The organism is Sulfurimonas paralvinellae, assembly GCF_014905135.1.
In the GTDB taxonomy this organism is placed as follows: domain Bacteria; phylum Campylobacterota; class Campylobacteria; order Campylobacterales; family Sulfurimonadaceae; genus Sulfurimonas; species Sulfurimonas paralvinellae.
The window spans coordinates 1661688-1685694 of the sequence record NZ_CP041406.1 but is presented as its reverse complement, the minus strand read 5'-3'; the positions used below and the strand labels follow the sequence as shown (position 1 = coordinate 1685694).

Annotated in this window: 18 protein-coding genes and 1 tRNA gene; 13 read left to right on the top strand and 6 right to left on the bottom strand. The window is 39.5% G+C overall.

Annotated features, from left to right (window positions below; translation table 11 throughout):
- Positions 1–67: 67 nt before the first annotated feature.
- The 3 genes from FM071_RS08675 to lon all read left to right on the top strand — a co-directional run bounded on the left by FM071_RS08675 (position 68) and on the right by lon (position 3383).
- Positions 68–143 (top strand) — tRNA-Phe (locus FM071_RS08675).
- A gap of 95 nt (positions 144–238) precedes the next feature.
- Complete coding sequence (gene bamD, locus FM071_RS08670) at positions 239–979, top strand: outer membrane protein assembly factor BamD (RefSeq protein WP_193110605.1); 741 nt, start codon at positions 239–241, stop codon at positions 977–979.
- A complete protein-coding gene (gene lon / locus FM071_RS08665; RefSeq protein WP_193110604.1) occupies positions 966–3383 on the top strand; it encodes an endopeptidase La in 2418 nt (805 codons plus the stop codon). Before bamD ends, lon begins: the two co-directional genes overlap by 14 nt.
- A gap of 18 nt (positions 3384–3401) precedes the next feature.
- Here the strand turns inward: lon and FM071_RS08660 are convergent, their stop codons facing one another.
- The 6 genes from FM071_RS08660 to FM071_RS08635 form a co-directional block, all read right to left on the bottom strand.
- Positions 3402–3779, bottom strand: a complete 378-nt coding sequence (locus tag FM071_RS08660; protein WP_193110603.1) for a response regulator — start codon at positions 3777–3779, stop codon at positions 3402–3404.
- 17 nt (positions 3780–3796) lie between these two features.
- Complete coding sequence (locus FM071_RS08655) at positions 3797–7060, bottom strand: hybrid sensor histidine kinase/response regulator (RefSeq protein WP_226960526.1); 3264 nt, start codon at positions 7058–7060, stop codon at positions 3797–3799.
- A 99-nt stretch (positions 7061–7159) separates the two neighbouring features.
- Positions 7160–8863, bottom strand: a complete 1704-nt coding sequence (locus FM071_RS08650) for an Hpt domain-containing protein (protein WP_193110601.1) — start codon at positions 8861–8863, stop codon at positions 7160–7162.
- 12 nt (positions 8864–8875) lie between these two features.
- On the bottom strand, positions 8876–9289 hold the full coding sequence (locus tag FM071_RS08645) for a PAS domain-containing protein (protein WP_193110600.1): 414 nt from the start codon (positions 9287–9289) through the stop codon (positions 8876–8878).
- A 69-nt stretch (positions 9290–9358) separates the two neighbouring features.
- Positions 9359–11161: an excinuclease ABC subunit UvrC gene (gene uvrC / locus FM071_RS08640; protein WP_193110599.1), complete on the bottom strand. Its 1803-nt coding sequence runs from the start codon at positions 11159–11161 to the stop codon at positions 9359–9361.
- Positions 11151–11597 (bottom strand): hypothetical protein, encoded by a 447-nt coding sequence (locus FM071_RS08635; RefSeq protein ID WP_193110598.1) that lies wholly within the window; start codon positions 11595–11597, stop codon positions 11151–11153. The genes uvrC and FM071_RS08635 overlap by 11 nt, the downstream gene beginning before the upstream one ends.
- Between FM071_RS08635 and FM071_RS08630 the strand changes: the two genes are divergently transcribed.
- From FM071_RS08630 to FM071_RS08585, 10 genes are all read left to right on the top strand, one after another.
- Complete coding sequence (locus FM071_RS08630; RefSeq protein ID WP_193110597.1) at positions 11598–11756, top strand: lipoprotein; 159 nt, start codon at positions 11598–11600, stop codon at positions 11754–11756.
- Entirely contained in the window at positions 11756–13204 is a 1449-nt protein-coding gene (gene nadB / locus FM071_RS08625; RefSeq protein WP_193110596.1) for an L-aspartate oxidase, read from the top strand. The genes FM071_RS08630 and nadB overlap by 1 nt, the downstream gene beginning before the upstream one ends.
- Positions 13204–14553: a sodium:proton antiporter NhaD gene (nhaD, locus tag FM071_RS08620; RefSeq protein WP_193110595.1), complete on the top strand. Its 1350-nt coding sequence runs from the start codon at positions 13204–13206 to the stop codon at positions 14551–14553. Before nadB ends, nhaD begins: the two co-directional genes overlap by 1 nt.
- Before the next feature lie 123 nt (positions 14554–14676).
- Positions 14677–16227 (top strand): glutamine-hydrolyzing GMP synthase, encoded by a 1551-nt coding sequence (gene guaA / locus FM071_RS08615; protein WP_193110594.1) that lies wholly within the window; start codon positions 14677–14679, stop codon positions 16225–16227.
- Positions 16228–16242: 15 nt separating this feature from the next.
- Positions 16243–16884, top strand: a complete 642-nt coding sequence (locus FM071_RS08610; RefSeq protein WP_193110593.1) for a uroporphyrinogen-III synthase — start codon at positions 16243–16245, stop codon at positions 16882–16884.
- 296 nt (positions 16885–17180) lie between these two features.
- Positions 17181–18446, top strand: a complete 1266-nt coding sequence (gene purD, locus FM071_RS08605) for a phosphoribosylamine--glycine ligase (protein WP_193110592.1) — start codon at positions 17181–17183, stop codon at positions 18444–18446.
- Between the two features lie 11 nt (positions 18447–18457).
- Complete coding sequence (locus tag FM071_RS08600; protein WP_193110591.1) at positions 18458–18907, top strand: RDD family protein; 450 nt, start codon at positions 18458–18460, stop codon at positions 18905–18907.
- Positions 18900–21074 (top strand): LPS-assembly protein LptD, encoded by a 2175-nt coding sequence (locus FM071_RS08595; protein WP_193110590.1) that lies wholly within the window; start codon positions 18900–18902, stop codon positions 21072–21074. The genes FM071_RS08600 and FM071_RS08595 overlap by 8 nt, the downstream gene beginning before the upstream one ends.
- A 14-nt stretch (positions 21075–21088) precedes the next feature.
- Positions 21089–21745, top strand: a complete 657-nt coding sequence (locus FM071_RS08590; protein ID WP_193110589.1) for a phosphoribosyltransferase — start codon at positions 21089–21091, stop codon at positions 21743–21745.
- Positions 21742–23934, top strand: coding sequence for a polyribonucleotide nucleotidyltransferase (locus tag FM071_RS08585; protein WP_193110588.1), 2193 nt, complete (start codon positions 21742–21744; stop codon positions 23932–23934). Before FM071_RS08590 ends, FM071_RS08585 begins: the two co-directional genes overlap by 4 nt.
- The last annotated feature ends 73 nt before the right edge of the window (positions 23935–24007 follow it).

Here is a 24007-nt window from a genome sequence, read left to right as displayed (position 1 = left end):
GTATTATTTTAAGGGGTGTAAGCTCTTTTTTAGATACAAAACTGTAAAATTCTCTCCTCTTAAAGATGGCCTGTTAGCTCAGTCGGTAGAGCAAGTGACTGAAAATCACTGTGTCCTTGGTTCGATTCCGAGACAGGCCACCACTTCCTTTTAAAAATCATTATTACTCAGCAATTTAATCCTCATTATATATCTTTTGGATAAAATAACATTCTAATTAACAACAGGAATCTATTTTATGAATAAAAGTTTAAAAATTTTTACATTTGCAGTTATCTCTCTACTCATATTTAGCTCATGCTCCAAAGAGGTTGACGAGTATAACAAACCGGCTGCCTATTGGTATGGCAAGATCATTCAGTCTATCTCCGATGGCGATATTGACAAAGCAGATGATTACTATTCTTCACTGCAGGGTGAACATATCGGTTCGCCGTTGCTGCCGGAAGCTACGATGATTCTTGCCATTGCTCATATGCACAATGAAGAGTATCTTTTAACTGAACATTTTTTGAATGAGTATGTCAAGCGTTATGCCAATGAAAACGAGCGGGAGTTTGCAGAGTTTTTAAAGATAAAAGCGAAATACATGGCGCTGCCGAATCCACGCCGTGACCAGGTGCTTATTTCCGATGCTATCAGTGAAGCAAAATCATTCAAACAAAAGTATCCACGCTCTATGTACTACTCTTTGGTAGACAGCATGCTTACAAATCTTTATCTCGCAGATGCTGTTTTAAATGAGACCATTGCGTCTCTTTATGATCGTATAGACAAGCCAAAAGCAGCAGCTTATTACCGTGCAATAATGCCGGAGAAATGGATAAACTGGGATGAAGTTGAACGTGCGAATACTCCTTGGTATCGTTCTATGTTCGAGGGTGACGGCACAGCATCCTGGTATGCCTTTTTGATTCCAGACACGCAAAGTGTCGTTTCACGCAACACAGTTCAGGAGGACAGTAATGAAACTAAGTAATTACGGTGAATTTCCGGCTGATATTCCTGTGATAGCCGAAGATGAGATCTTTTTATACCCTTTCATGATCTCACCGCTCTTTTTGAGTGATGAAAAGAATATAGAAGCGGCAACAAAGGCTATAGATGAAAATACACTTGTCATTGTCTGCCCGACAAAAGCGGAACATGAAGGAGAACGTGAGTATGAGTCACTGTATGATGCAGGTGTTGTCGGCTCCATTATGCGCAAGGTCTCTTTGCCGGATGGTCGTGTAAAAGTTCTTTTTCAGGGGCTTGCACGCGCAAAATCGCTTTATAAAGTATCTGATGATCCACTGATTGCCCATGTAGATATTTTAGAACCTACAGAAGTAAATTCACTGAAAATCGATGCTATTTTAGAAGTGGTGCGTGAGAAGGTTCGAGCGCTTTCTGCGGTGAGTAATTATTTTCCGCCAGATCTGCTTCGTACCATAGAAGAAAATCATGACCACAACCGTATCATAGACCTTATCTGCTCAACGATCAAACTCAAAAAAGAGCAGGCATATAAACTTTTTGTAGAGACAGATACCGAAAAGCGATTTTTGGATTTGATTGACATTCTCATAGATGAGATAGAAGCGAATAAACTACAAAAAGAGATTCGCTCAAAAGTGCATACGCACATTGAAAAGGTCAATAAAGAGTACTTTTTAAAAGAGCAGCTCAAACAGATACAAAAAGAGCTTGGAACGGACACTGCTCGTGAAGAGGAGATAGAAGAGTATTATAAAAAGCTTGAGGCGAAAAAAGACAAAATGGGCGAAGATGCCTATAAAGAGATAAAAAAACAGCTTGAGCGTTTTGCGCGTATGCATCCTGACTCGTCTGATGCTTCCATGACGCAGACTTATCTTGACTGGGTTTTAGATATTCCATTTGGCTCGTTTGCAAAAAAAGCACTTAAAATTGAAAATGTAGAGACGCAGCTTGACAAAGACCACTTCTCACTTGAAAAGCCAAAAGAGCGGATCGTAGAATATTTTGCGGTCAAAGAGCTGTTGGAGTTACGCGGCATAGCACTCAAAAAAGGTGCTGGAGCAATTCTCTGCTTTTCAGGTCCTCCGGGTGTTGGTAAGACTTCTCTTGCGAACTCCATCGCTACAGCTTTGAAGCGTCCGCTTATCCGCATCGCTTTAGGCGGACTTGAAGATGTCAATGAACTGCGCGGACACCGCCGAACGTATGTGGGTGCTATGCCTGGACGTATCACGCAAGGGCTTATCGATGCGAAGAAGATGAATCCTGTCATTGTTCTTGATGAGATAGATAAAGTTTCACGTTCACAGAGGGGTGATCCGACAGCAGCACTTTTAGAGATTCTTGACCCTGAGCAAAACAGTGAGTTTCGTGATTACTATCTTAACTTTGATTTGGATCTCTCCAACGTCATTTTTATTGCTACAGCAAATGATGTAGGCCGTATTCCTGCACCGCTGCGTGACAGAATGGAGTTCATTACACTAAGCTCTTACACGCCGCAGGAGAAGTTTGAGATAGCCAAACGCTATCTTTTACCGCAGGAGCTGAAAAAGCACGGGTTGAAAAAGTCTGAGCTTACTATCTCAAAACCGGCGCTGCGTGAGCTGATTCACAGCTATACACGTGAAGCGGGAGTAAGAAATCTTAGAAGAAGAATCGCAGAGATGTGCCGTAAGGCAGCGCGTGAACTGTTGAAAAATTCAGAGATAGAGAAAGTATCTGTATCTGTCAAGAATCTTAAAGAGTTCTTTGATAAATCAGTCTTTGAAATCCAAAAGACAGATAAGGTTCCTGTTGTAGGTGTGGTGAATGGCCTTGCATGGACAGCTGTAGGCGGTGATGTTCTTAAAATAGAGAGTATACGCATCAAAGGCAAAGGTAATTTGCAGTTAACCGGAAGTCTTGGTGATGTTATGAAAGAGTCTGCACGCATTGCGATGAGTGTTGTCAAGACTTTGATAGACAAACGTAAATTACGTATTTCTGAAGATAATATTCCTATGACCTACAGTGAAAAAACTGAAAAGATAAAGGTCGATCCGAGTGAGGTCTATAAGCGTTATGATCTGCATGTTCATGTCCCAGACGGTGCAACACCAAAAGATGGTCCAAGCGCAGGAATTGCTATGGTGAGTGTTATTGCTTCTATCTTAAGCTCACGCAAGATTCGTTCTGAGATTGCCATGACAGGTGAAGTTTCACTTAGTGGCGAAGTTCTTCCTATCGGAGGATTGAAAGAAAAGCTTATTGCAGCGCATAAAGCTGAAATGAGCAAAGTGCTTATTCCATTTAAAAATTATGAGAGAGATTTGGATGATATTCCAAAAGAAGTTCAGGAATCTTTAGAGATTGTTCCTGTAAAACGAGTTGAAGAGGTTTTAAAACAGGTTCTGATTTAGAACCTGTTTTAATCATGTTTAAACGATGACCGTCTCCATTTTTTGAAGAAGGTCATCATTTCTGATAGGTTTCATTAAAAATCCATTTGCACCATATTCCAATGCTTCACTTTTCTTTGTCTCGTCTGTTGTGAGCACAATAATAGGCAGTTGACGGAGATTGTCATCCGCACGAACGACTTTCAGCATATCTATACCACCCATAATAGGCATAATAATATCTAAGAGAATAAGGTCAATATCATCCCGCGCTTTGAGCTCTCCGATGGCATCGGAACCATTTTTTGCCTCAATTACTTCTTTTACATGACCACTTTTCATAAGCATTGACTTTAAAAGTTTTAAATTAATTATGTCATCATCGACAGCGAGTACAACCAGATCTGTTCTTGTCATTTTCTTTTACCTTTTGTTTATATGAATTTTTTTATTACACTGTGAAGTGTATCTTTATTTATGATGTTTTTCATAGTTTCGTCTACATAACTGAGATCTGTTGCATCTTCCGGCATTGACGGATCTGTAATTAAAATAAGTACTGATGTAATGCCTTTTTCTTCATTCTGAGATTTTACGAAGTTTGCAAAATCAACTACGTCAAGTTTTTCAGACTCTTTATCAAAAAGAACCAGCTTGTATGCATTTTCTTTTATTTTACTGTTAAGTTCATCAGAAGATGCTGCTGTTTCATAACTGTAACCCAATGAATCAAGAAGTTTTGTAAAAAGTTTTGTTTCAAATGGACTTTTCTTTGCCAAGAGAATGTCTGCAGTATAGCTAGGTGTTTTGGCTGCTTCCTCTGCTGTTTCTGCTTCTATCGGCTCTTCATCGATCTCTGTCTGGATATCCTCCTCTACTTCAATTGCAGGAATCTCTTCATCATCCTGATCTAATTGTGGCATGAGAAGAGGCTCTGAAGATGCAGGAGGAGTTTCTATTTCCAACTCTTCTTCTGCTATTGGTGTTGGTTCCTGCTCTACTTGTGTTGATTCTGTCTCCTTGAGTGCTTCTACATTTGCAGGAACAGCTTCATCTGCATCAACGATATGGTCAGAAAGGAAGTGATTTAAGAGTGTTACTATTTCTGCACGAACGAGTGGTTTTGTTGTGTATTCATCAAGACCGGCACGTAAGAAACGTTCCCTGTCACCTTTAAGGGCATTGGCAGTAAGAGCCAAGATAGGAACGTGTGGCTGATTGTAGTCCTCTTCATATTCAAGTATCTCTTTTGTCGCTTCCATTCCGTCCAAGAAAGGCATTTGAATATCCATAAAGATAAGGTCATAGTTTCCATCTTTGCGTTTTTGGAATGCTTCAAGACCATTGGATGCAATGTCAACTGTAAGTCCAAGATCTTCAAGTGTACGTTTGATGAGCTTTTGGTTAATGATATTATCTTCGGCAACTAAAATGTTTGCATCGAATTTTGAAGACTCGGCATTGAATTTTTTACGATTTGCTTTTTTTGCTTTTTCAGCTTTGAAGTTTTCGTTATTGTATGCTTCAAGCGTTGATTTGAGTTTTGTATTGTTGAGCGGTTCGTAGATCGTTTTAAAGATATCAAGAGCCATTGAGTCGATTTTTCTCATGAAGTAGGACTTGGTGAGAAGTATCATCTCTTCGGGCATTTTGCTGTAAGCTTCTAGATCATCTTCATTTGCATACTCGTAGTCGGTAATAAGCAGATCATAGCTTACCTGCCTTTGTAGAATCTCGAGTTCACTTCTGTCTTTGAATGTCGTATAACTAACGCCATAGAAGTCAAGGTATTCACGAAGGTAAGTATCCTGACGTTTCGTTTTATGTGTAGATTCAAGGATGAGCGCATTGATACTTGAGAATGTGCCTTTTGAACTTTCATTAAGAACTTCAATCTCTTCAAAATCGATTGTAAAGAAGAAAGTAGTTCCTTCACCAGGCTCAGAGTGCAAGTCAAGTTGACCACCCATGAGTTCGATAAAACGTGCGGAAATTGTAAGTCCAAGACCTGTACCGCCATATTTACGCGTAATCGATGTATCGGCTTGAGAGAAGGCTTCAAAGATTCTTGCTTTTTGTTCTCCGGTTACACCGATACCGCTGTCTTGTACCTCAAAGCGTACTCTGGTGATGCCATCTTGCTCGGAGTCAAGTTTTCTGATATCGACATTGATGGCTCCTGAGGAACTTGTAAATTTGACAGCATTTGAAAGAAGGTTGATAATAACCTCTTTAATCTTAGTTGGATCCCCTTTAAGCGGCTGCTCAAGTTCAGGATCGATGAAACATCCAAGATCGATATGTTTTTCACTCGCACGCACAGCATAGACTTCAACGGCACTTTCAAATTCTTCAATAGGATTAAAGACAATATCTTCAATCTCAAGTTTATTTGACTCGATTTTAGAGAGGTCAAGAATGTTGTTGATAATCTCAAGCAGGTTTTCAGATGATTTTTCAATGATTTCGACAAACTCTGCCTGCTCTTCACGCAGACCTGTATCTTTAAGAAGTTCAGTAAATCCAACAATACCATTGAGCGGTGTACGAATCTCATGCGACATATTGGCGAGGAACATAGATTTTGCTTCAGAAGCTTCCTGTGCCGCTTCCTTATCGAGTTTTGTCTGTTCAATGATTTTCTCAAGAAGTTTATACGCTTCTGCTGTACCCTGCGCAGTGTGGAGGTTGATATTGACCGCTGAGTCGCCTTCGTTCGTATCTTCGGCAACTTTGGTAAGGACATCTTCAAGGTTCTTGATGTTTCTTGCAATTTCATTTGACAGAAGATAACCAAGGATAGCCAAGATAATAGAGACAAGCCAGATTGAAAGCGTTATGGCAAGGAATTGCAGTGCATCCGTTTTTACTGTAACAGCTCGTTCATCCATGCTTGAGAGTACAGTATTCTCAGCATCAGAAAGAAGGTTTGTTTTTTCAGATATCATCGCAAACCATACACCGGCATTGGTGTCATACTCTCCACTTGATGCAAGTGTTAAAATGTTTGCACGTTCACTATTGATATCTTCAAAGAGCTCTTTTGCATCTTCATTTTTAAGAATCTCATCGAGTTTTTTAACGAGTTCTTTATCTTGAATAGTATCATAGCTGATGGCATCCGCTTTTGCTATAAGTGAAATCCATTTATTAATGTCTTCTTCTTCAAGTTCTGTTGAACGTGCAATGGTATATGAGATAAAGTCACGTTCATCTGCAGTTGCCGCATTGGCACGAACAAGGGAGATATACTCTGTAGAAAATTCATTGATGATTGGATCCATCTGTTGAGAGGTAATCTCTTCAAGCTCTTTAATACCTTCTTTTTCAGCTTTACCGTAAACGATATCATAGACATCTTCAAAGTTTGTCTGCTGTTCATCGACAAGTTTTCTGATCTCTACTATCTGTTTTAACTCACCCTCTAGTGTATGGACTCTTTGACATGTAGGACATTTGCTTTCACCATGGGTATGGTCATGCAGTTTTGGCTGGTTTTTGATATGTTCAAAGTAAAGCTTTGCTTTTTCATCAACGATCTTTCTCTGTTTTACAAGAGACTTTAATGTATTTGGCGATGAGTTACCAAGATACATTACGGTCATACCTCTCTCACGAGAGATATTATTGATAAGGTCATTAAGCTCTCTGTTTACTGAGAGTTTATCTTGTAAGACCTGAGCCGCTTTATAGTTCATATATGAGTCATATAAAAAGTAACTTGTAATAGAAATAAGAATGATAATTGGAAAAAGACTGATTAGTCTAAGTCTGTTCTTTAAGCCTAATTGCATATGTTAAGCTCCCATCTTTGAGATTTTGTTTAGTGATGCATCTATTTTTTCCGCTGATTGAACAATGGCATCTTTATCTGAAGAGTGAATAAGTGTTTCAAGCTCATTTGTAAATTCATGAAAACGCATATTGTCACTCATCCCTTTAAATTTCAGTGCTTCATTGCGGCAGCTTTGCAGATCATCATTTTCAATGGCCTCTTCGATTTTTTCAAAGATCGTATGACTTTCTGTAACGAAATCATTAAAGAGCTCATTGAAGCTTTCTTCGTCTATGCCAATCTCTTTCGCGGCATCTGCTTTGTTAAAATGAATTTCTTCCGTTTCCTCATCAACTGATATGTCAACTTCAGACGGATTCTCTTCAGTGATAATATCGTCCTCATCGTCGGCGATTTCAATATTTAAAAAATCATCATCGGCAAGTTCCGGCATTTCGATTTTTTTAGGAACATCTTTATCTTCGATCTCTTCTGATAATGTAATTTCTTCATCTTCGTCATCTTTAAAATCAAGAGTAAGAGGCTCATCGTCATCTGCCAGATCTATTGCAATTTCAGGTTCAGAATCTGTTGTGACTTCTTCTGGAGTGTCTTCGACGATTTCTTCTTCGACGACGACTACTTTCTCAATTGGTTCACCAGATAATTTTGCAATAATTTTGTAAAAAGTATCGAGATTGTCATGAATTACATCCATATCATTTGTCGTACTGACAGCTGAGAGAACTTCATGCGCATCCTCTATACGAAGGTTGGCGGCAACACCTTTGAGTTTGTGAGAAAGTATTTTTACATTATCTACATCACCATCTTCTATCGAGCTGTAGATATTTGGTTTAAACTCTTTAGCCTGTGCAATAAAGTCCTGAATAAATTCTTCAATCAGATCAAGTGGAAGTCCTAACTCTTTTGATGCGATGTGTGGATCATAGTGATAACCGTTGTCCCACTCTTCTTGAATAACCTTTTTTTTCACAACTTTTTTCGGTGCAGCTGTTTGTGTTGCTGCCACTGGTTCAGCTGTTTCTTTTACTGGAGTACTCTCTTCTTCATCAAAAACATCTAGTGAAAGGTCTCCTACATCAAGTGACTCATCTGATATTTTTGGCTCTGTGACTTGCTGTTCTTCATAAACTTCCAATGGTGCTTCTTCAAATTCCGGAACACTTAGCGGTTCATCATAATTTTCCTGAACTTCGAGATGATCTTCTTCCACTTGAGGTATAGGTGCTGCTTCCTGTGCTCCTGTATCATAGGCATCATGGATAGCTGGTGCCACTTCAGGTGCAGGGGTAAAGGCTTTAGGCTCTTGTTTCTCAACCTTTGGCAGTTCTCTATCTAAAACATCACTTGAAATATTTTCGTTTTCACTTTTTGAAAGAGGACGGAGATTATTGAGGTATATCATATAAGCAGGCGATGTAGGATTGTCTATTAAAAAGATAGTTGAGACAGAAAGGGTAGCTTTAAATGTTTTTGAATTTACATTGATAAGTACTTTTGATTCTTCAGAAACATCGGCATAGTTAATAAAATCTATCCAGTGGACATGCTGAAAATTATGAACATAACCGGGTGTTTTTACAAAGAGATCGGCAAAATCTGTTACTTCGGCTCTGAGTTCTGAAAGGGAGTTAAAGCCAAGCGTCTTTAAATCTTTTTCATCAATTCCTAAAAATTCTTTTTGATAATTGTAAATTAGCATCGTTCTACCTTCTTAATCTTGTGTTTCAATCATACGTTTGTATGTCTCTTCATTCTCTTGAATGTCTTTGCGTGAGGCCGCTTTTCTGGCTGCTATATAGCCTGTTATATTGCTGTCGTTATCTTTAATAGGAAGTATTTCTGTATCAACCCAGTAATATCTGCCGTCTTTTCTCAAGTTTTTAACAAGTCCATTCCATGCCTGTCCGCTTTGAATGGTGCTCCACATCTTTTCAAAAACGATTTTTGGCATATCGGGGTGTCTTAAAACATTGTGAGGTTTGCCTACAAGCTCTTCGACACTGTAACCGGAAACTTCGCTAAAAGCTCTATTGGCATAGGTTATCGTACCTTTGAGGTCTGTCTGGCTAATGATGGCTGAGCCTTCAAAAAAATACTCTTCATCTATGGGTGTTGGTCTGTTCATTAAAAAACCTTATAAGTTAAAGATAACTAAAATTATCACAAATATATCATAAAGGAGTGAAAAAAAAACTTATTTATAAAAATTTTTGATAGTTTTTGCATCTTTTTCATTCAAAACTGCACTAATCTCCTCAATTGAGAGCCTTTTCAACTCTTCGAAAGTTCCAAAATAATTGAGCAGTTTTTGTATTTTTGCAGCTGAAATTCCATGTAAACTTAAGAGCTTACTCTCCTGATCGAGTTTGAGTTTTGTTTTTTTATGAAATGTTATTGCCGATCTGTGTGCTTCATCACGCAAATTTTGTACCCACTGCAATCGCTTGTCACTCTCTTTTAGCCGAAATATATCTTTTTTTGTGTAGATAATGTCTTTTGCTTTCCCTTTGGCTCGATGTGCTTTTGCATCGACTTTCTCTTTTGAAATGGCGATAACATCGAGTGTCACTCCATTTGAGTCTAAAATTTCCAAAGCCAGTTTGAGCAGTGTCGCACCGCCGTCAAGAATCCATAAATCAGGAGGCGGATTCTTTGAAAAGCTTTCTACTCTGCGTGAGAGGGTTTCTCTCATCTGTGCATATTCGTCTTGTGCGTCAAGATGATAGGTCCGGTAAGACTTCTTATCAAACTTGCCGTTGTCATAAACGATCATGGCACCGACAGTGGCAACACCTGCCATATGAGAATTGTCAAAGACTTCGACACGGTATGGCGTGTTTTCAAGCGCACAAAGCTCTTGTACATCCTGAAATGTTTTCAGATCTTTTGTTTTTGTATCTTTTTTAAGAAGCTCACGGGCATTGAGCAGTGCGAGCGCAGTGAGGTCTTTTTTCTTACCGCGTTTTGGCATGGTTATGGTCGCTTTTTTCTCAAAGACACGGCTTAAATGCTTTTGGATGAGAAGCAGGTCTTCAAACGCATGTGCAATAAGAATGGGTGCGATAATCGGCGGTCTTTCATCTTTATAAAAATCGAGAAGGGCACGCGAGTAGAGCTCGTTGGCATCAAAGCCCTCACGCAGGTTTATATAATCATGAGAAGAAGAGATGATCTTACCATGACGCATAAAGATTCTCACAACCACAGCTCGTTCATCTGTGTGATCCACTGCAAAAATATCAAAATTTTCATTGGATGCAAAATCAATTTCGCTCTTGATCTCGGAGCGGCTTATCTTATCCATTCTGTCACGCAACTCGGCAGCCTCTTCAAAACGCAGCTCCTCTGCGTAGAACTCCATTTTGTTCTGCAGTTTTTCAAGGAGAAGTTTTTTATTTTTAATCAGCTGTGTGGCCAAATCGACCTCTTTTTGGTAACGCTCTTTTGATACAGGCAGTTCACAAGGTCCGAGACATTTGTCAATCTGATGATAGAGGCAGAGTTTTTTTGATTTGAGGCATCCCTTTTTTTGAACGAGTTTGGCAATTTCATAAAGAGAGTTGAGAATGTCGCGTGCACCGATGCTGTAGGGTCCATAGTAAGTAATGTCATCACTTTTGATGATTTTGCGGGTAATGTCAAATCGTGGATATTTTTCAGAATTGTCTATATATATGTAAGGGTATGTCTTGTCATCACGCAAAAGGATGTTGTACTTGGGATTCAACTGTTTAATGAGTGAGTTTTCAAGTATCAAAGCATCATGTTCGGAATTGACAACGATATAGTTAAGCGATGTCGTCTGCTGCAGCATCTTTATTATTCTGCTTGAGAGATTTGGATTTGGCCGCAGTTGGGGGTTGAAAAGCCAGTAGCTTTTTACTCTGTTGGCAAGATTCTTCGCTTTTCCGATGTAAAGCAGTCTGCCGTTGTCATCAAAATATTGATATATTCCGGGAGATGCAGGGAGTTGCGTGATGGTTTTTTTAAGATTCATGCTTCTCTTTAATAATATTCTGTATTGATTCAAGAACTCCTCGAAGCTTCTCATCTTCGGTTGTGATTTTGAACTCTCCAGATGAACGTTCAGGGTATGTCTGTGGTTCTTTTATCTGAGCCGGAGCGGTTCGCACAGTCGGTGTATGCGTTACAAATGCTTTTATATCTGTAATATTGAGTGCTTTGCACTCCTGCGGTTGTACGAACTTTAAAGCGCTTTTAATACTTTGTATATTATTATCAAACTCTTGTTTGGCACCCGGATGATTGAGAACGAAAAAGAGCGTATTGTTTTTTATGTAAGAGAACTTTATCATCTTTTGCAGGGGCGAACTAAAACTGGAACGAATCTTGTCAATACATGTAAAACGAGATAGTTTCGAGAACTGAGGTCTGTTTTGAAGAGAATGAATAATATCACAAGCGTTTTTCATATGGCAATTATAACAAGCTTTTTATTAAGTTTAAGTGCTTGTGGTTATAAGGCACCGCCATATTATCAGGATGAAGTGCCTAAAGGTGATAAAAATGTGGAGTTCTATTATAAAGACAAGAATTTTGAGAACAATGAAACAAATGCGAGCTGCAGATAATGTTTCAATATGATGTCATTATAGTCGGTGCAGGTGTCGCCGGACTCTATGCTGCAATGAAACTGCCGCCTGAGAAAAAAGTACTGCTGATCAATAAGCGGCAGACTTTTAAATGTAACACTTTCTATGCACAGGGAGGTGTAGCGCTTGCGAAGGATAAAGCTGACATACCACTGCATATAAAAGATACGCTTGCTGCAGGTGACGGTCTGTGTGACAAAGAGGCTGTTGAACTTCTAAGCGAACACTCACGTGAAGCGATTGATGATCTGATAATGAACGGATTTGAATTTGACAAAGATGATGAGGGCAATCTGCTTTATACGAAAGAGGCAGCACACTCCTGTGAGCGGATACTACATGCGGGTGGTGATGCGACAGGACGCTACCTGCACCATTTTCTGCTCTCTCATAATTCTCACGCAATGCTCAGTGATGCCCGTGTTGTCGATTTGTTGATTGAAGATGGAGAATGCTATGGTGTAACCGTTCTTGATCATCGTCAGAGTTATAATCTCTATGCCAAAGATGTCATCATCGCAAGCGGCGGTGTCGGTTCACTCTATGAATACCATACAAATGCTCCGTGCATCAGTGCGGATATGCAGGGACTTTGTGTCATGAAGGGAATCGAACTCGACAGGATGGAGATGTTGCAGTTTCATCCGACTGTTTTTGTCAATGCTACGGGTGCGCAAAAAATGCTTTTAACAGAGGCACTCAGAGGTGAGGGCGCGACAATCGAAGATGAGAACGGAAAACGATTTTTGTTTGAGTATGATAAGCGGGGAGAACTTGCTTCACGTGATATTGTCAGTAAATCAATATTTAAATACAAAAAGAAAAGCGGACTTAATGTTTATCTCAATATGGCAAATTTTGAAGAGGAGTATTTCGAACACAGATTTCCAAATATATATAAAAATCTTCGTGCACTTGGCTATAAGGTGCCAAAGGACAGAGTGCCGATATCGCCAGCTTTTCATTATGCAATTGGAGGTATTCGAACGGATCTGCATGCGCGTGTACCGAATGTAAAGCATCTTTATGCCATCGGGGAAGTGGCTTCTACAAGAGTCCATGGCGCAAATCGTCTTGCATCAAATTCACTGCTTGAGGGTCTGGTGTTTGCAAAGGTCGCTGTTGATGATATTTTGCACACTGCAGAGGAAAAGAAGTTTCGAGAATTTCCTGTCGATGAAGCGGTGATGAGTTACAAAGACGATAAGTCCAAAAAAAATCAACTGCGTCATATAATGTGGGAAAATGTGTCCATTATTCGAACAAAAAATGGATTAAATGATGCTTTAGATACAATTAATGCTCTTTTAAATGAAAAAATTGGTAAACTATTGAAATTTCGTTTATTAACGGCACGGGAGATCGTACTTTCGGCATTAAACAGAAGTGAATCGATAGGGGTTCACACAATTCAAGAGGAGAACTAATGGAACATAGTGCAATCGCAGGTGTTACACAGGCTGCAGAACATGCTGCAACACATATAAATCTGGCTACGACATGGGTGGGATGGCTGAGTTTAGCTGTTTTTATCATAGCATATTATTTTATTGCTACTGAAGAGAGATATGAGGTAAACAAAGCGAAACCTGCACTTTTTGCCGGTACATTTATGTTTATGCTCATCGGTATCTATTTCACTATCAATGGCATGAGTCCAGATGGTCTGCATGATGAGTTGGAGAATCTTATTCTTGAGATTGCAGAGATTTTCTTCTTCTTGCTTGTCGCTATGACATACATTGAAACACTCATCGAACGTGGTGTTTTTGACCTTATGAAGTACAAACTTGTTTCCAAAGGATACAGTTATAAAAAACTTTTCTGGCTGACCGGTCTTTTGGCATTTTTCATCTCTCCTGTTGCAGATAACTTGACAACGGCATTAATTTTATCAACGGTACTTTTTACAATAGATAAGAAAAATATTAACTTCCTGGTTCCCGGTGCCATCAACATCGTTGTCGCTGCCAACGCTGGTGGTGCATGGTCGCCGTTTGGTGATATCACAACGCTTATGGCATGGACTGCCGGTAAGGGAGAATTTGTAGACTTTCTTTATCTTTTTCCAGCTGCATTTCTAGGTTGGGGTGTTACGGCATTTCTTCTTTCTATGAGTGTTCCTTCTGGTGAGCCTGCCTTCGATGCAGCAACAGAGAAAAAACCGGTTGTCAGAGATGGCGGTATGGGTGTTGTTTATCTTGGTGTGGGTACGATCGTTATCGCCGTATTGGGACATCAGTTTTTCCATTTCCCGGCAATGTGGGGTATGATGTTTGGTCTCGCACTGCTTAAACTTTACTCAGTTACGCTTGAAAAAGGCGGAAAAGAGAGTTTTAATATCTATGTGAATATGGAAAAAGTTGAAAATGATACGCTTCTCTTCTTCTTTGGTATTTTATCAGCTGTTGGTGCACTTCACTTTTTAGGATTTTTGGAGTATATTCACGAGCTTTACGGTATGATAGGTTCAACGGCAGCCAATGTTGGTGTTGGTTTCCTTTCGGCGATCGTCGACAATGTTCCGGTTATGAGTGCGATTTTAAAATCTTCTCCTGAAATGGGAATCGATCAATGGATGCTTGTTACAATGACAGCTGGTGTCGGTGGAAGCCTTATCTCTTTTGGTTCTGCTGCAGGTGTCGGTGTTATGGGTCGTTTAAGAGGTATCTATACTTTTGGTTCACACATGAAACATGCCTGGACTATTTTGGTAGGTTACATCCTTTCTATCGCCATTTGGTATGTTCAGTTCGAAATTATGGGACTTTACTAAAAATATCTTTTTAGTCCGGAATTTTCATTCCGGATTTTTTTCTTTCAAACAAATTAAATCTTAATCTTATTTATAGTATCCTTTCACTAATATAATTTACTCTACATTTTTAAAGGCATTTACATGACAAATGTTAGCATCATCGTTCTCGATTTCGGTTCTCAATATACACAGCTTATCGCTCGTCGTTTACGTGAAGATAAGATCTATTGTGAGATTCTTCCATACCATACAAAAGTAGCGGATATTCAGGCTAAAAACCCTAAAGGTATCATCCTCTCAGGCGGACCTTCTTCTGTTTACAGTGAAGATGCCTATGAAGTTGATCAAGGTGTCTATGAGATGGGGATTCCTGTTCTTGGTATCTGTTACGGCATGCAGAGAATTGCAGTTGATTTCGGTGGAAGTGTCATTCGTTCTGACCATCATGAGTATGGAAAAGCGGAGCTAAACATTGTCGGTTATCCTGACAATGTCTCCCCGCTGTTTGCAGAGTGTGAAAACAATCGTATTGTCTGGATGAGCCACTCTGACAGAGTTGAGACACTTCCTGAGGGTTTTAAAGTCATTGCGACATCGGACAACTCTCCATATGCAGCTATCGCAAATGATGAAAAACGTGTTTATGCAATGCAGTTTCACCCTGAAGTTCAACACTCAGAAGAGGGTTATCTTATGCTTCGTAACTTCGCAAAAAATATCTGCGGCGTGACTGAAAAATGGAAAATGGAACACTTCTTAAAAGAGCAAATAGAGAAGATTCGCGAACAGGTCGGTGATGCAAAAGTCCTCTGCGGTCTTAGCGGTGGAGTAGATAGTTCTGTTGTTGCAGCGATGCTCTATGAAGCGATTGGCGATCAGCTTGTGCCGGTTTTTGTTGATAACGGGCTTCTTCGTAAAGGTGAGCGTGAGCAGGTGGAACAAGTTTTTAAAGTGAACTTGAAAGTTCCATTGGTTGTCGTTGATGCACGTGAAAATTTTCTTTCAAAATTAGCGGGTGTTAGTGACCCAGAGAAAAAACGTCAGATTATCGGACATACGTTCATTGAAGAGTTTGAAAAAGAGGCGAAGAAACACGACGGTATTAAGTTTCTTGCACAGGGAACACTCTATCCGGATGTTATCGAGTCTATCTCTGTAAATGGACCAAGTGAAGTTATCAAATCACACCATAATGTCGGCGGCCTTCCTGACTGGATGGATTTTGAGCTGATCGAGCCTTTGCGTGAGCTTTTTAAAGATGAAGTACGCAAGATTGGTCTTGAACTTGGACTTCCTGAATCTATGATAAACCGTCATCCATTCCCTGGTCCGGGACTTGCGATTCGCATCATGGGTGATGTTAATCCTGCTGATCTTGATCTGTTGCGTGAGGCAGATGTTATTTTACTTGATGAGTTAAAAGCGAGCGGATACTATGCAAAAACATGGCAGGCATTTGCTGTATTGCTCAATGTAAAATCTGTCGGTGTTATGGGTGATAATCGTACATATGACAATACAGTTTGCGTGAGAGTTGTTGAAGCCGTTGACGGTATGACAGCAACATTCGCACATTTGCCGCACGATCTTTTAGAAAGAATTTCAAGAAGAATCATCAATGAGGTCGATGGCATCAATCGTGTTGTTTACGATATCTCAAGTAAACCGCCGGCTACAATTGAGTGGGAGTAAGCGAGAGCTTATCCCATGCGTCCCCTTTATCTCTTTTCCATCTCTTCACATTCCGATGCAATCAGCATCAACTCTTTAGACATTACTTTTTTCAAGCCTGATATCGACTTTTCAAAATATGATGCGCTCATCATTACATCCAAACAGACTTCCAAAGCACTCACGCAGTATGCCAAAGAGAGTTATATTTCTTTGCCTGCTTTATGTGTCTCGGTTGCGAGTGCTGCTTCTTATGAGGCATTGGGAGGAGAGGTTTTAGATATCGGCGGCGGTTACGGAGATAATCTTGTTGAAAAAATAAAGGCCTATCCAAAACAGAAAAAGTGGCTCTATCTGCGTGCAAAAGAGGTGGCATCGGATTTTGCAAAGTTGTGTAGAGATGAGGGATATCATATCGATGAAGTAGTGGTCTACGAGAGTGGCTGCTCCAAAGCGATACAAAATGTCACCGTCGAAGAAGATGCGGTACTCATTTTTACGTCGCCTTCAAGTGTAAAATGTTTCTTGAAAAAGCATAAGCTCACGCAGGAACAGAGTGTGATAGTCATTGGAAAAACAACGGCAAAAGCACTGCCTCAAGAGTGTAACTACATTCTATCACCGCAAACAACTATTGAGAGCTGTATAGAAATAGCAAAAGAGCACTTTCTAAAATAATTTCAAGCAAAAACTTAGTATAATAATATTGTTAGTCTGAGAAGTACGTGTCAGCACGTATATGAGGGTTCTACATATTCATATTGTGAACTAGTAGAACTATCGTGTGTCGATGGTCTCACTTGAGGCATGTTTACTCTGCCGATGAGATTGTCGCCGTCAGATAGTCCTCTCTTCACCCAAATTCGGCTTTTAGAACCAAGCCAATTGTGTGACGGCTTCTCAGGCTACATAAAAAGTTTACTTATTCCACAGAGGTGGGCTAAGTAAACTTTTTTTATTTATATGGAGATTTTATGAAGATATTGATACTTGGCAGTGGTGGCCGTGAATACTCGATCGGGCTTGCGATTGCAAATGAAAATGCCGGACATGAACTTTTTTTTCAACCTGGAAATGGTGCGACAGATGCACTTGGAACAAATATCGATATCAAAGATTACAATGAACTTGCTGCTTTTGCCAAAGAAAATGCAATAGATCTGACGATAGTCGGACCTGAAGCACCTTTGGTTGACGGTGTGGTCGATATCTTTAAATCAAACGAATTGACTATTTTTGGACCAAGTAAGGAAGCGGCACAGCTTGAAGGTTCCAAAGTCTATATGAAAAACTTCTTGGCGAAGTACAACATCCCTACAGCACGTTACATTGAGAGTGATTCAATTGAGGATCTCTTCAAATTCACAAACTCTTTGAGGGCTCCGATCGTTGTCAAAGCAGATGGGCTTTGTGGCGGAAAAGGTGTTATCATCGCGCAGAGTCATGATGAGGCAAAAAAAGCGATCTCTGAGATGCTGAGTGGAAAAAGCTTCGGTGATGCAGGAAAAAAAGTGATTGTCGAAGAGTTCTTAGACGGATATGAGCTTTCAATGTTTGCAGTATGTGATGGAAAAGATTATATCTTGCTTCCTGCAGCACAGGATCATAAACGTGTTGGTGACGGTGATACCGGACCAAATACAGGTGGAATGGGGGCTTACGCTCCGACACCGCTTGTCGATGAGGAATTGTATCAAAAAGTCAAAGATAGAATTATCCGTCCGACATTGGATGGGATGCAAAAAGAGGGTGCACCGTTTGAGGGTGTCCTTTTTATCGGCATCATGGTTGTAAACGGTGAGCCTATTACGTTAGAATTCAATGTACGTTTTGGTGATCCTGAGTGTGAAATACTGATGCCGCTGATGACTTCACCTGTCTCAGATATGTTTTATAAAGCGGCAACAAATCGTTTAGGCGAGATAAAAGTGGAATTTTCAGACCAGTATGCCGTCGGCGTTGTCATGGCCAGTGAAAATTATCCGTATGGATCTTCAACACCAGCTGAAATAATTTTAGACGATGTTCACCACGAAGAGATTGAAAAATATACGCATATCTCTTATGCAGGCGTAAGCAAAGAAGATGGAAAACTGTATGCGACAGGCGGACGTGTGCTAGTTTGTGTCGGTCTGGGTGATAGTATCAAAGAAGCACGCGACAGAGCTTATCTTCGTTGTGGTCAGGTACACTTTGCAGGGAAGAAATTTCGTAGCGACATAGCCTATCAAGCGTTGTAGGGTTTTTGATTTTGAATGAAGAGATAGAAAACGTTCTCCATCGTGAAGGGTTTGTATTAGCAGATATTAAAAAACGTGCTATAGCCTTTTTTATTGATGAGATGCTTCTCTCTTTTTTATTAATCATTGCAATGTCTGACTCTTTTTCCAATGCAAAAACTGTAGAAGAGATGATCATGCTTACAAACAGTTTTTTATGGGAATATATTTTGATGAAAATCGTCTATCAGACTTTTTTTGTCATGCAGTATGGTGCAACTCTTGGTAAGATTGCCATGAAAATACGTGTCATTGAGATAGCAACACTGCAAAATCCTACGTTTGCGGTTGCTTTGAACCGTGCTGTCTTTCGCATTATCAGTGAAATGCTTTTTTATCTGGGATTTTTATGGGGTGTAATGGATCCTGCACGTCAGACATGGCATGATAAAACAGCGAGAACTTTGGTGGTCAATGCGTAGTTTTTTTCTTCTTTTTTTACTTTTTGTATCCTTGCATGCCGGTGATAAAGTAGAGATCTATGCTTCAAAACTTACTTCTCATGATGAAGTTGTCAGTGCAGCCGGCGGTGTTTCGGTAATCTATAAAGATTATGTTATTACAGCAGACAGAGCGCGATATGATAAAAAAACAGGAGAGCTTGAACTTTTTGAAAACATCCGTGCCAACAGTGCAGGTAAATATAAGGTTCTGGGAAAATATGCCAGACTCAACCTTGCAAAGAAAGAGAAACTTTTCCGACCTTTTTATATGATAGATAACAAATCCGATGTCTGGATGAGTGGTGATGAAGGTAAAGCTGATAATGCTGAAATAGATATATCCTCAGGTGTGGTCAGTGGCTGTAATCCGATAGATCCGCTTTGGACAATGGAATTTTCTTCTTCAGATTACAATACCGAGTCAAAGTGGATCAATCTTTACAATATGCGTCTGTATATTTACGATATCCCAGTACTCTATACACCTTATTTTGGCTATTCTCTTGATACGACACGAAGAACAGGTCTTTTAAAACCTTCTGTCGGGTTATCAAATGATGAAGGATTTTATTATCAGCAGCCAATTTATATTGCAGAACAGAATTGGTGGGATCTGGAACTGTTGCCTCAAATTAGAACAAGCAGAGGATCCGGTCTTTACACGAACTTTCGTTTTGTTGACTCAAAAGTCTCACATGGGGAGTTGAAGATGGGTTATTTTAAGGAAAAAGGCGATTATTTCCTTAAAAATGATCTGCAAAATGATTCTCATTACGGATATAATTTTAAGTATGATAACAGAGATGTTCTCAATCTTTGGAGCGGATATGATTTTGCCGGCCAGTCCGGTCTTTATATCGATATAAATCATATGAACGACGTTGATTATATCAATCTTGCTTCAAATAATATCATAGATCAATCAACGGCCAGACAGGTACTTTCACGTATTAATACCTTTTATAATACGACAGATAACTATATGGGTGCCTATTTTAAATATTATCAAGATTTAAGATCAGAGAACAATGACAACACTTTGCAAAAACTGCCGACACTTCACTATCACCATTACCTTGATACTTATCTAAAAGATCATCTGCTCTACTCCTTAGATGTCAAGAGTAACAATATCCGACGACAGATAAACAATAAGGTCATTCAAACAGATGTAAATTTGCCCGTGACACTGCAGACATCTCTTTTTGATGAGTATCTCAATCTTTCATATACTGCCAATCTTTATCTGCAGCATTCAGCTTTTAGCGGTGAGAATGACAATACACCGAATTTTGAGTATAAAGACGGCTATTATGCCAGAAATTATCATACATTCAGTGCAAATACGCAGTTGACAAAGAGATATGACTCTTTTAGCCATATTATAGGTTTTGGTGTGATCTATAATAAATCTGCGTGGGAACAGGATACCGGATTTTATGCAGATAATACTGATTATTGTTCCAATTTGGATAATGCAAGTGATATTGAATATGCAAGCAGATGCGAGTTTTATAATATAGCGGAAATTGATAATGCTGCTCAGTTGCAGTTTACTCAATATATTTATGATGATAAAGCACAGCAGATACTCTATCATAGAATGGCGCAAAGAATCTCTTACTCTTCGACAAGCAGTCGTTATGGAGAGCTTGAAAATGAGCTGGATTATAAAATAACAAAATACCTCTCGTTTTATAATAATATGTTTTACAATTATGACAGGAATGCCTTCTCAAAACTTTTTAATAAGCTCTCTTTGAACAAATATGGCGTTAATTTACAGTTTTCTCATCTTTATAAAGACAGTTTTATCTCTGGCGATCCACTGCGGTTTACAAATTATCTGACCTCAAGTGTTGAGTACACCTACAATAGACATTACTCATTTTCAGTGCTTTATAACTACGATATTGAAAATAAAGAGAAAAAAAGTGCCTCTATCGGTTTTATGTATAAGAAACGATGTTGGGACTTTGGTATAAAATACAGTGAGAACAACAGACCGATCTTGACACAAAACAGCGGATCTTCATCAATATATGACAGGTATATCTATGTGACGATTGTATTGAAACCGTTGATGCAGTCTAGTAAGAACAGTTCGTTTATTACATACAAGCTGCCAAACAGTCAGACGAACTAGGGAGAGACGGTATTATGCAAAAATATAAACATATGCTGCAAGATAGAGAAGATGCGGCGAAGAAGTTGATCGATATTATGCCGATGCAGAAATTCAAAGAAGAAGAGTGGCATATTGTAGCAGTATCCAAAGGCGGTCTAGAGTTGGGCCGTCATCTCAAACAAAAGCTCAAAAACCCTTTGGAAATTCTTTTTCTTGAAGCGATCATGGCCCCACACAATAATGAGTGCGAAGTGGCGCGAGTGAGCGAAACAGAAGAGATCGTTTTGAATGAGAGTCTTATAAATGCATTTGAAATTCAGTATGATTATATCTATGGAGAAGCTCATAGAAAGCATGAAGAGGATATACTTAGCTCAATATATCAATACAGAAAAGGCCGGCCTTTCCCTTCGATGCAAAACAGGGTTATTTTATTGGTGGATGAAGGCAGTGAGACTGGCACAAAATTCATGACAGCGCTTAAGACTGTTTTAAATCAAAAACCTAAAGCTGTCTATATTGCTGTCCCGGTTCTGCCAAGAGATGTGCTTGAAGTGTTGGAGACTTTTGTAGATGATATCTTTTTTCTATATGATATTGATGATTATGTAGAGACGGATTTGTATTACAAAAATTTAGAAAAAATTGATGATGAAGCAATAGAAAATATATTAGAGGAAAACAGATGAAATATGATGTAAAACTAGATTTAGAAAACAGAGTAGAAGAGTACAGTTTTGGTGATGTGGCAAAACAGGCAAACGGGAGTGCATGGGTAAAGTCCGGCAAAACAGTCATTCTCGCAACGGTAGTGATTGATGAGACAGAAATTGTCAAAGATGATTTTTTGCCGCTTACTGTGCAGTATATAGAAAAAACATATGCAGCCGGAAAGATTCCTGGCGGCTTTTTCAAACGTGAAACAAAACCGAGTGATTTTGAGACATTGACCTCACGCATCGTAGATAGAAGTCTGCGTCCGCTCTTTCCAAAAGGTTTCGGCCATCCTACACAGATTACTATTATGGTCTTTTCAGCGGATGCAGATTCAGATATGCAGGTACTCGCACTCAATGCCGCATCTGCAGCTCTCTATGTCTCTGACATTGACATCAACAGAAGTGTTTCTGCTGTGCGTGCCGCAAAAGTGGATGGTGAACTAGTACTCAATCCAACCCTCACGCAACTGAAAAACTCTACGCTTGACCTTTATCTTTCAGGTACAAAAGAGGAACTTTTGATGATAGAGATGCGTTCGATAGGAAGTGAGAAAATAGATGTAGAAGAGATTCCTGAACCAGTGCTTGATCCTATTATGGACCCGTCAATCGGCACAGTGGTCATCGATACGCATGTTTCCAATGCTATGGGAGAAGATGAACTTATAGAAGTGCTTGACAAAACACAGAAAGTTCTTTTTGAAGCCAATGTAGAGTATGAAGTGGCATTTGGACCGTATCAAAAAGATATCAAGCCTATGGAGTTAAAAGCGCATCAGCTTAATGCTGATATGCTTACTTATGTCAAAGAAAATCATCTTGCAGATATCAAAGATGCGCTTTCTCAAATGGCAAAATCAGAACGCTCTACTGCCCTGCGTGAGCTTCGAAAAAAGATTATTGCCGCTAAAGAAGAGTGGGCTGATGTCGAACTTGAGCTTGAATTAAAAGATGCGATCGAAGCGGCTAAAAAAGAGTATGTCCGTTCACAGATTTTAAATGATAAAGTGCGTGCAGACGGTCGTGCTTTAAATGAAGTACGACCTATCAGCATCGATACGAATATTTTACCGGCAGCACATGCATCATGTCTCTTTACACGTGGACAGACGCAGGCACTTGTAGTCCTAACAATGGGTGGACCAAAAGATGCACAGATGTTTGAGGGTCTAACAGATGAAGGTACGCAAAATGAAAATTTCATGGTGCATTATAACTTTCCTGGATTTTCAGTCGGTGAAGCAAGTCCGATCATGGGAACGAAACGACGTGAGCTTGGCCACGGAAACTTGGCAAAACGGGCGTTAGAACCGATCATAAACCTTGAAGGGCAGACTGTTCGTCTTGTATCGGAGATTTTAGAATCAAATGGTTCATCCTCAATGGCAACTGTATGTGGCGGTTATTTAGCGCTTCGTGCAGCAGATATTGAGACGAGTGATACCGTTGCCGGAATTGCGATGGGTATGGTGAGTGAAGGCGATAACTATGCAATCCTCTCAGATATCATGGGACTTGAAGACCATGACGGTGATATGGACTTTAAAGTAACAGGTTCAAAAGACGGTATTACGGCAATGCAGATGGATATCAAGCTCGGCGGTATCTCTTTAAATATATTAAAAGAGGCACTCTATCAGGCAAAAGAGGGCAGAAGCCATATTATTGATATTATGCTTGAAGCTGAGAGTAAGATAGAATTTAATGACGGTGTTCTTCCTTCAACGGAACATTTCCATATAGATCCAGGATTTATCGGTGAGATTATCGGTCAGGCTGGTAAAACTATCCGTGAGATCATTGAGAAATTCGAAGTTGCCATTGACATCGATAAAAAAGACGGTAAAGTGAAAATTACCGGTAAAAACAAAGAGGGTGTCAAAGGTGCCAAAGAGCATATTCACAGTATAGTAAATGCACCTAAAAAAGAGAAGATAAAATATGAAGTAGGCAGCGTATATGAAGGCGTTGTCAAACGCATTGTGGATTTTGGTGCTTTTGTTGAACTTTCGGACGGTACTGACGGTCTTTTACACATCTCAAAAATTTCAAAAGAGCGTGTCAATGATGTAAAAGATGTGCTTCATGAAGGGCAAAAAGTTAAAGTTGAAATCTTAGAGTTCAAAGGCAATAAAATCTCTTTGGGCATGGCAGAGTAAAGCAGGATTTTAGAAAAGCCTGTGTATAATTCGGCTATCAATTTCTAGTAGGGAAATCGTTGCATTTATGTTA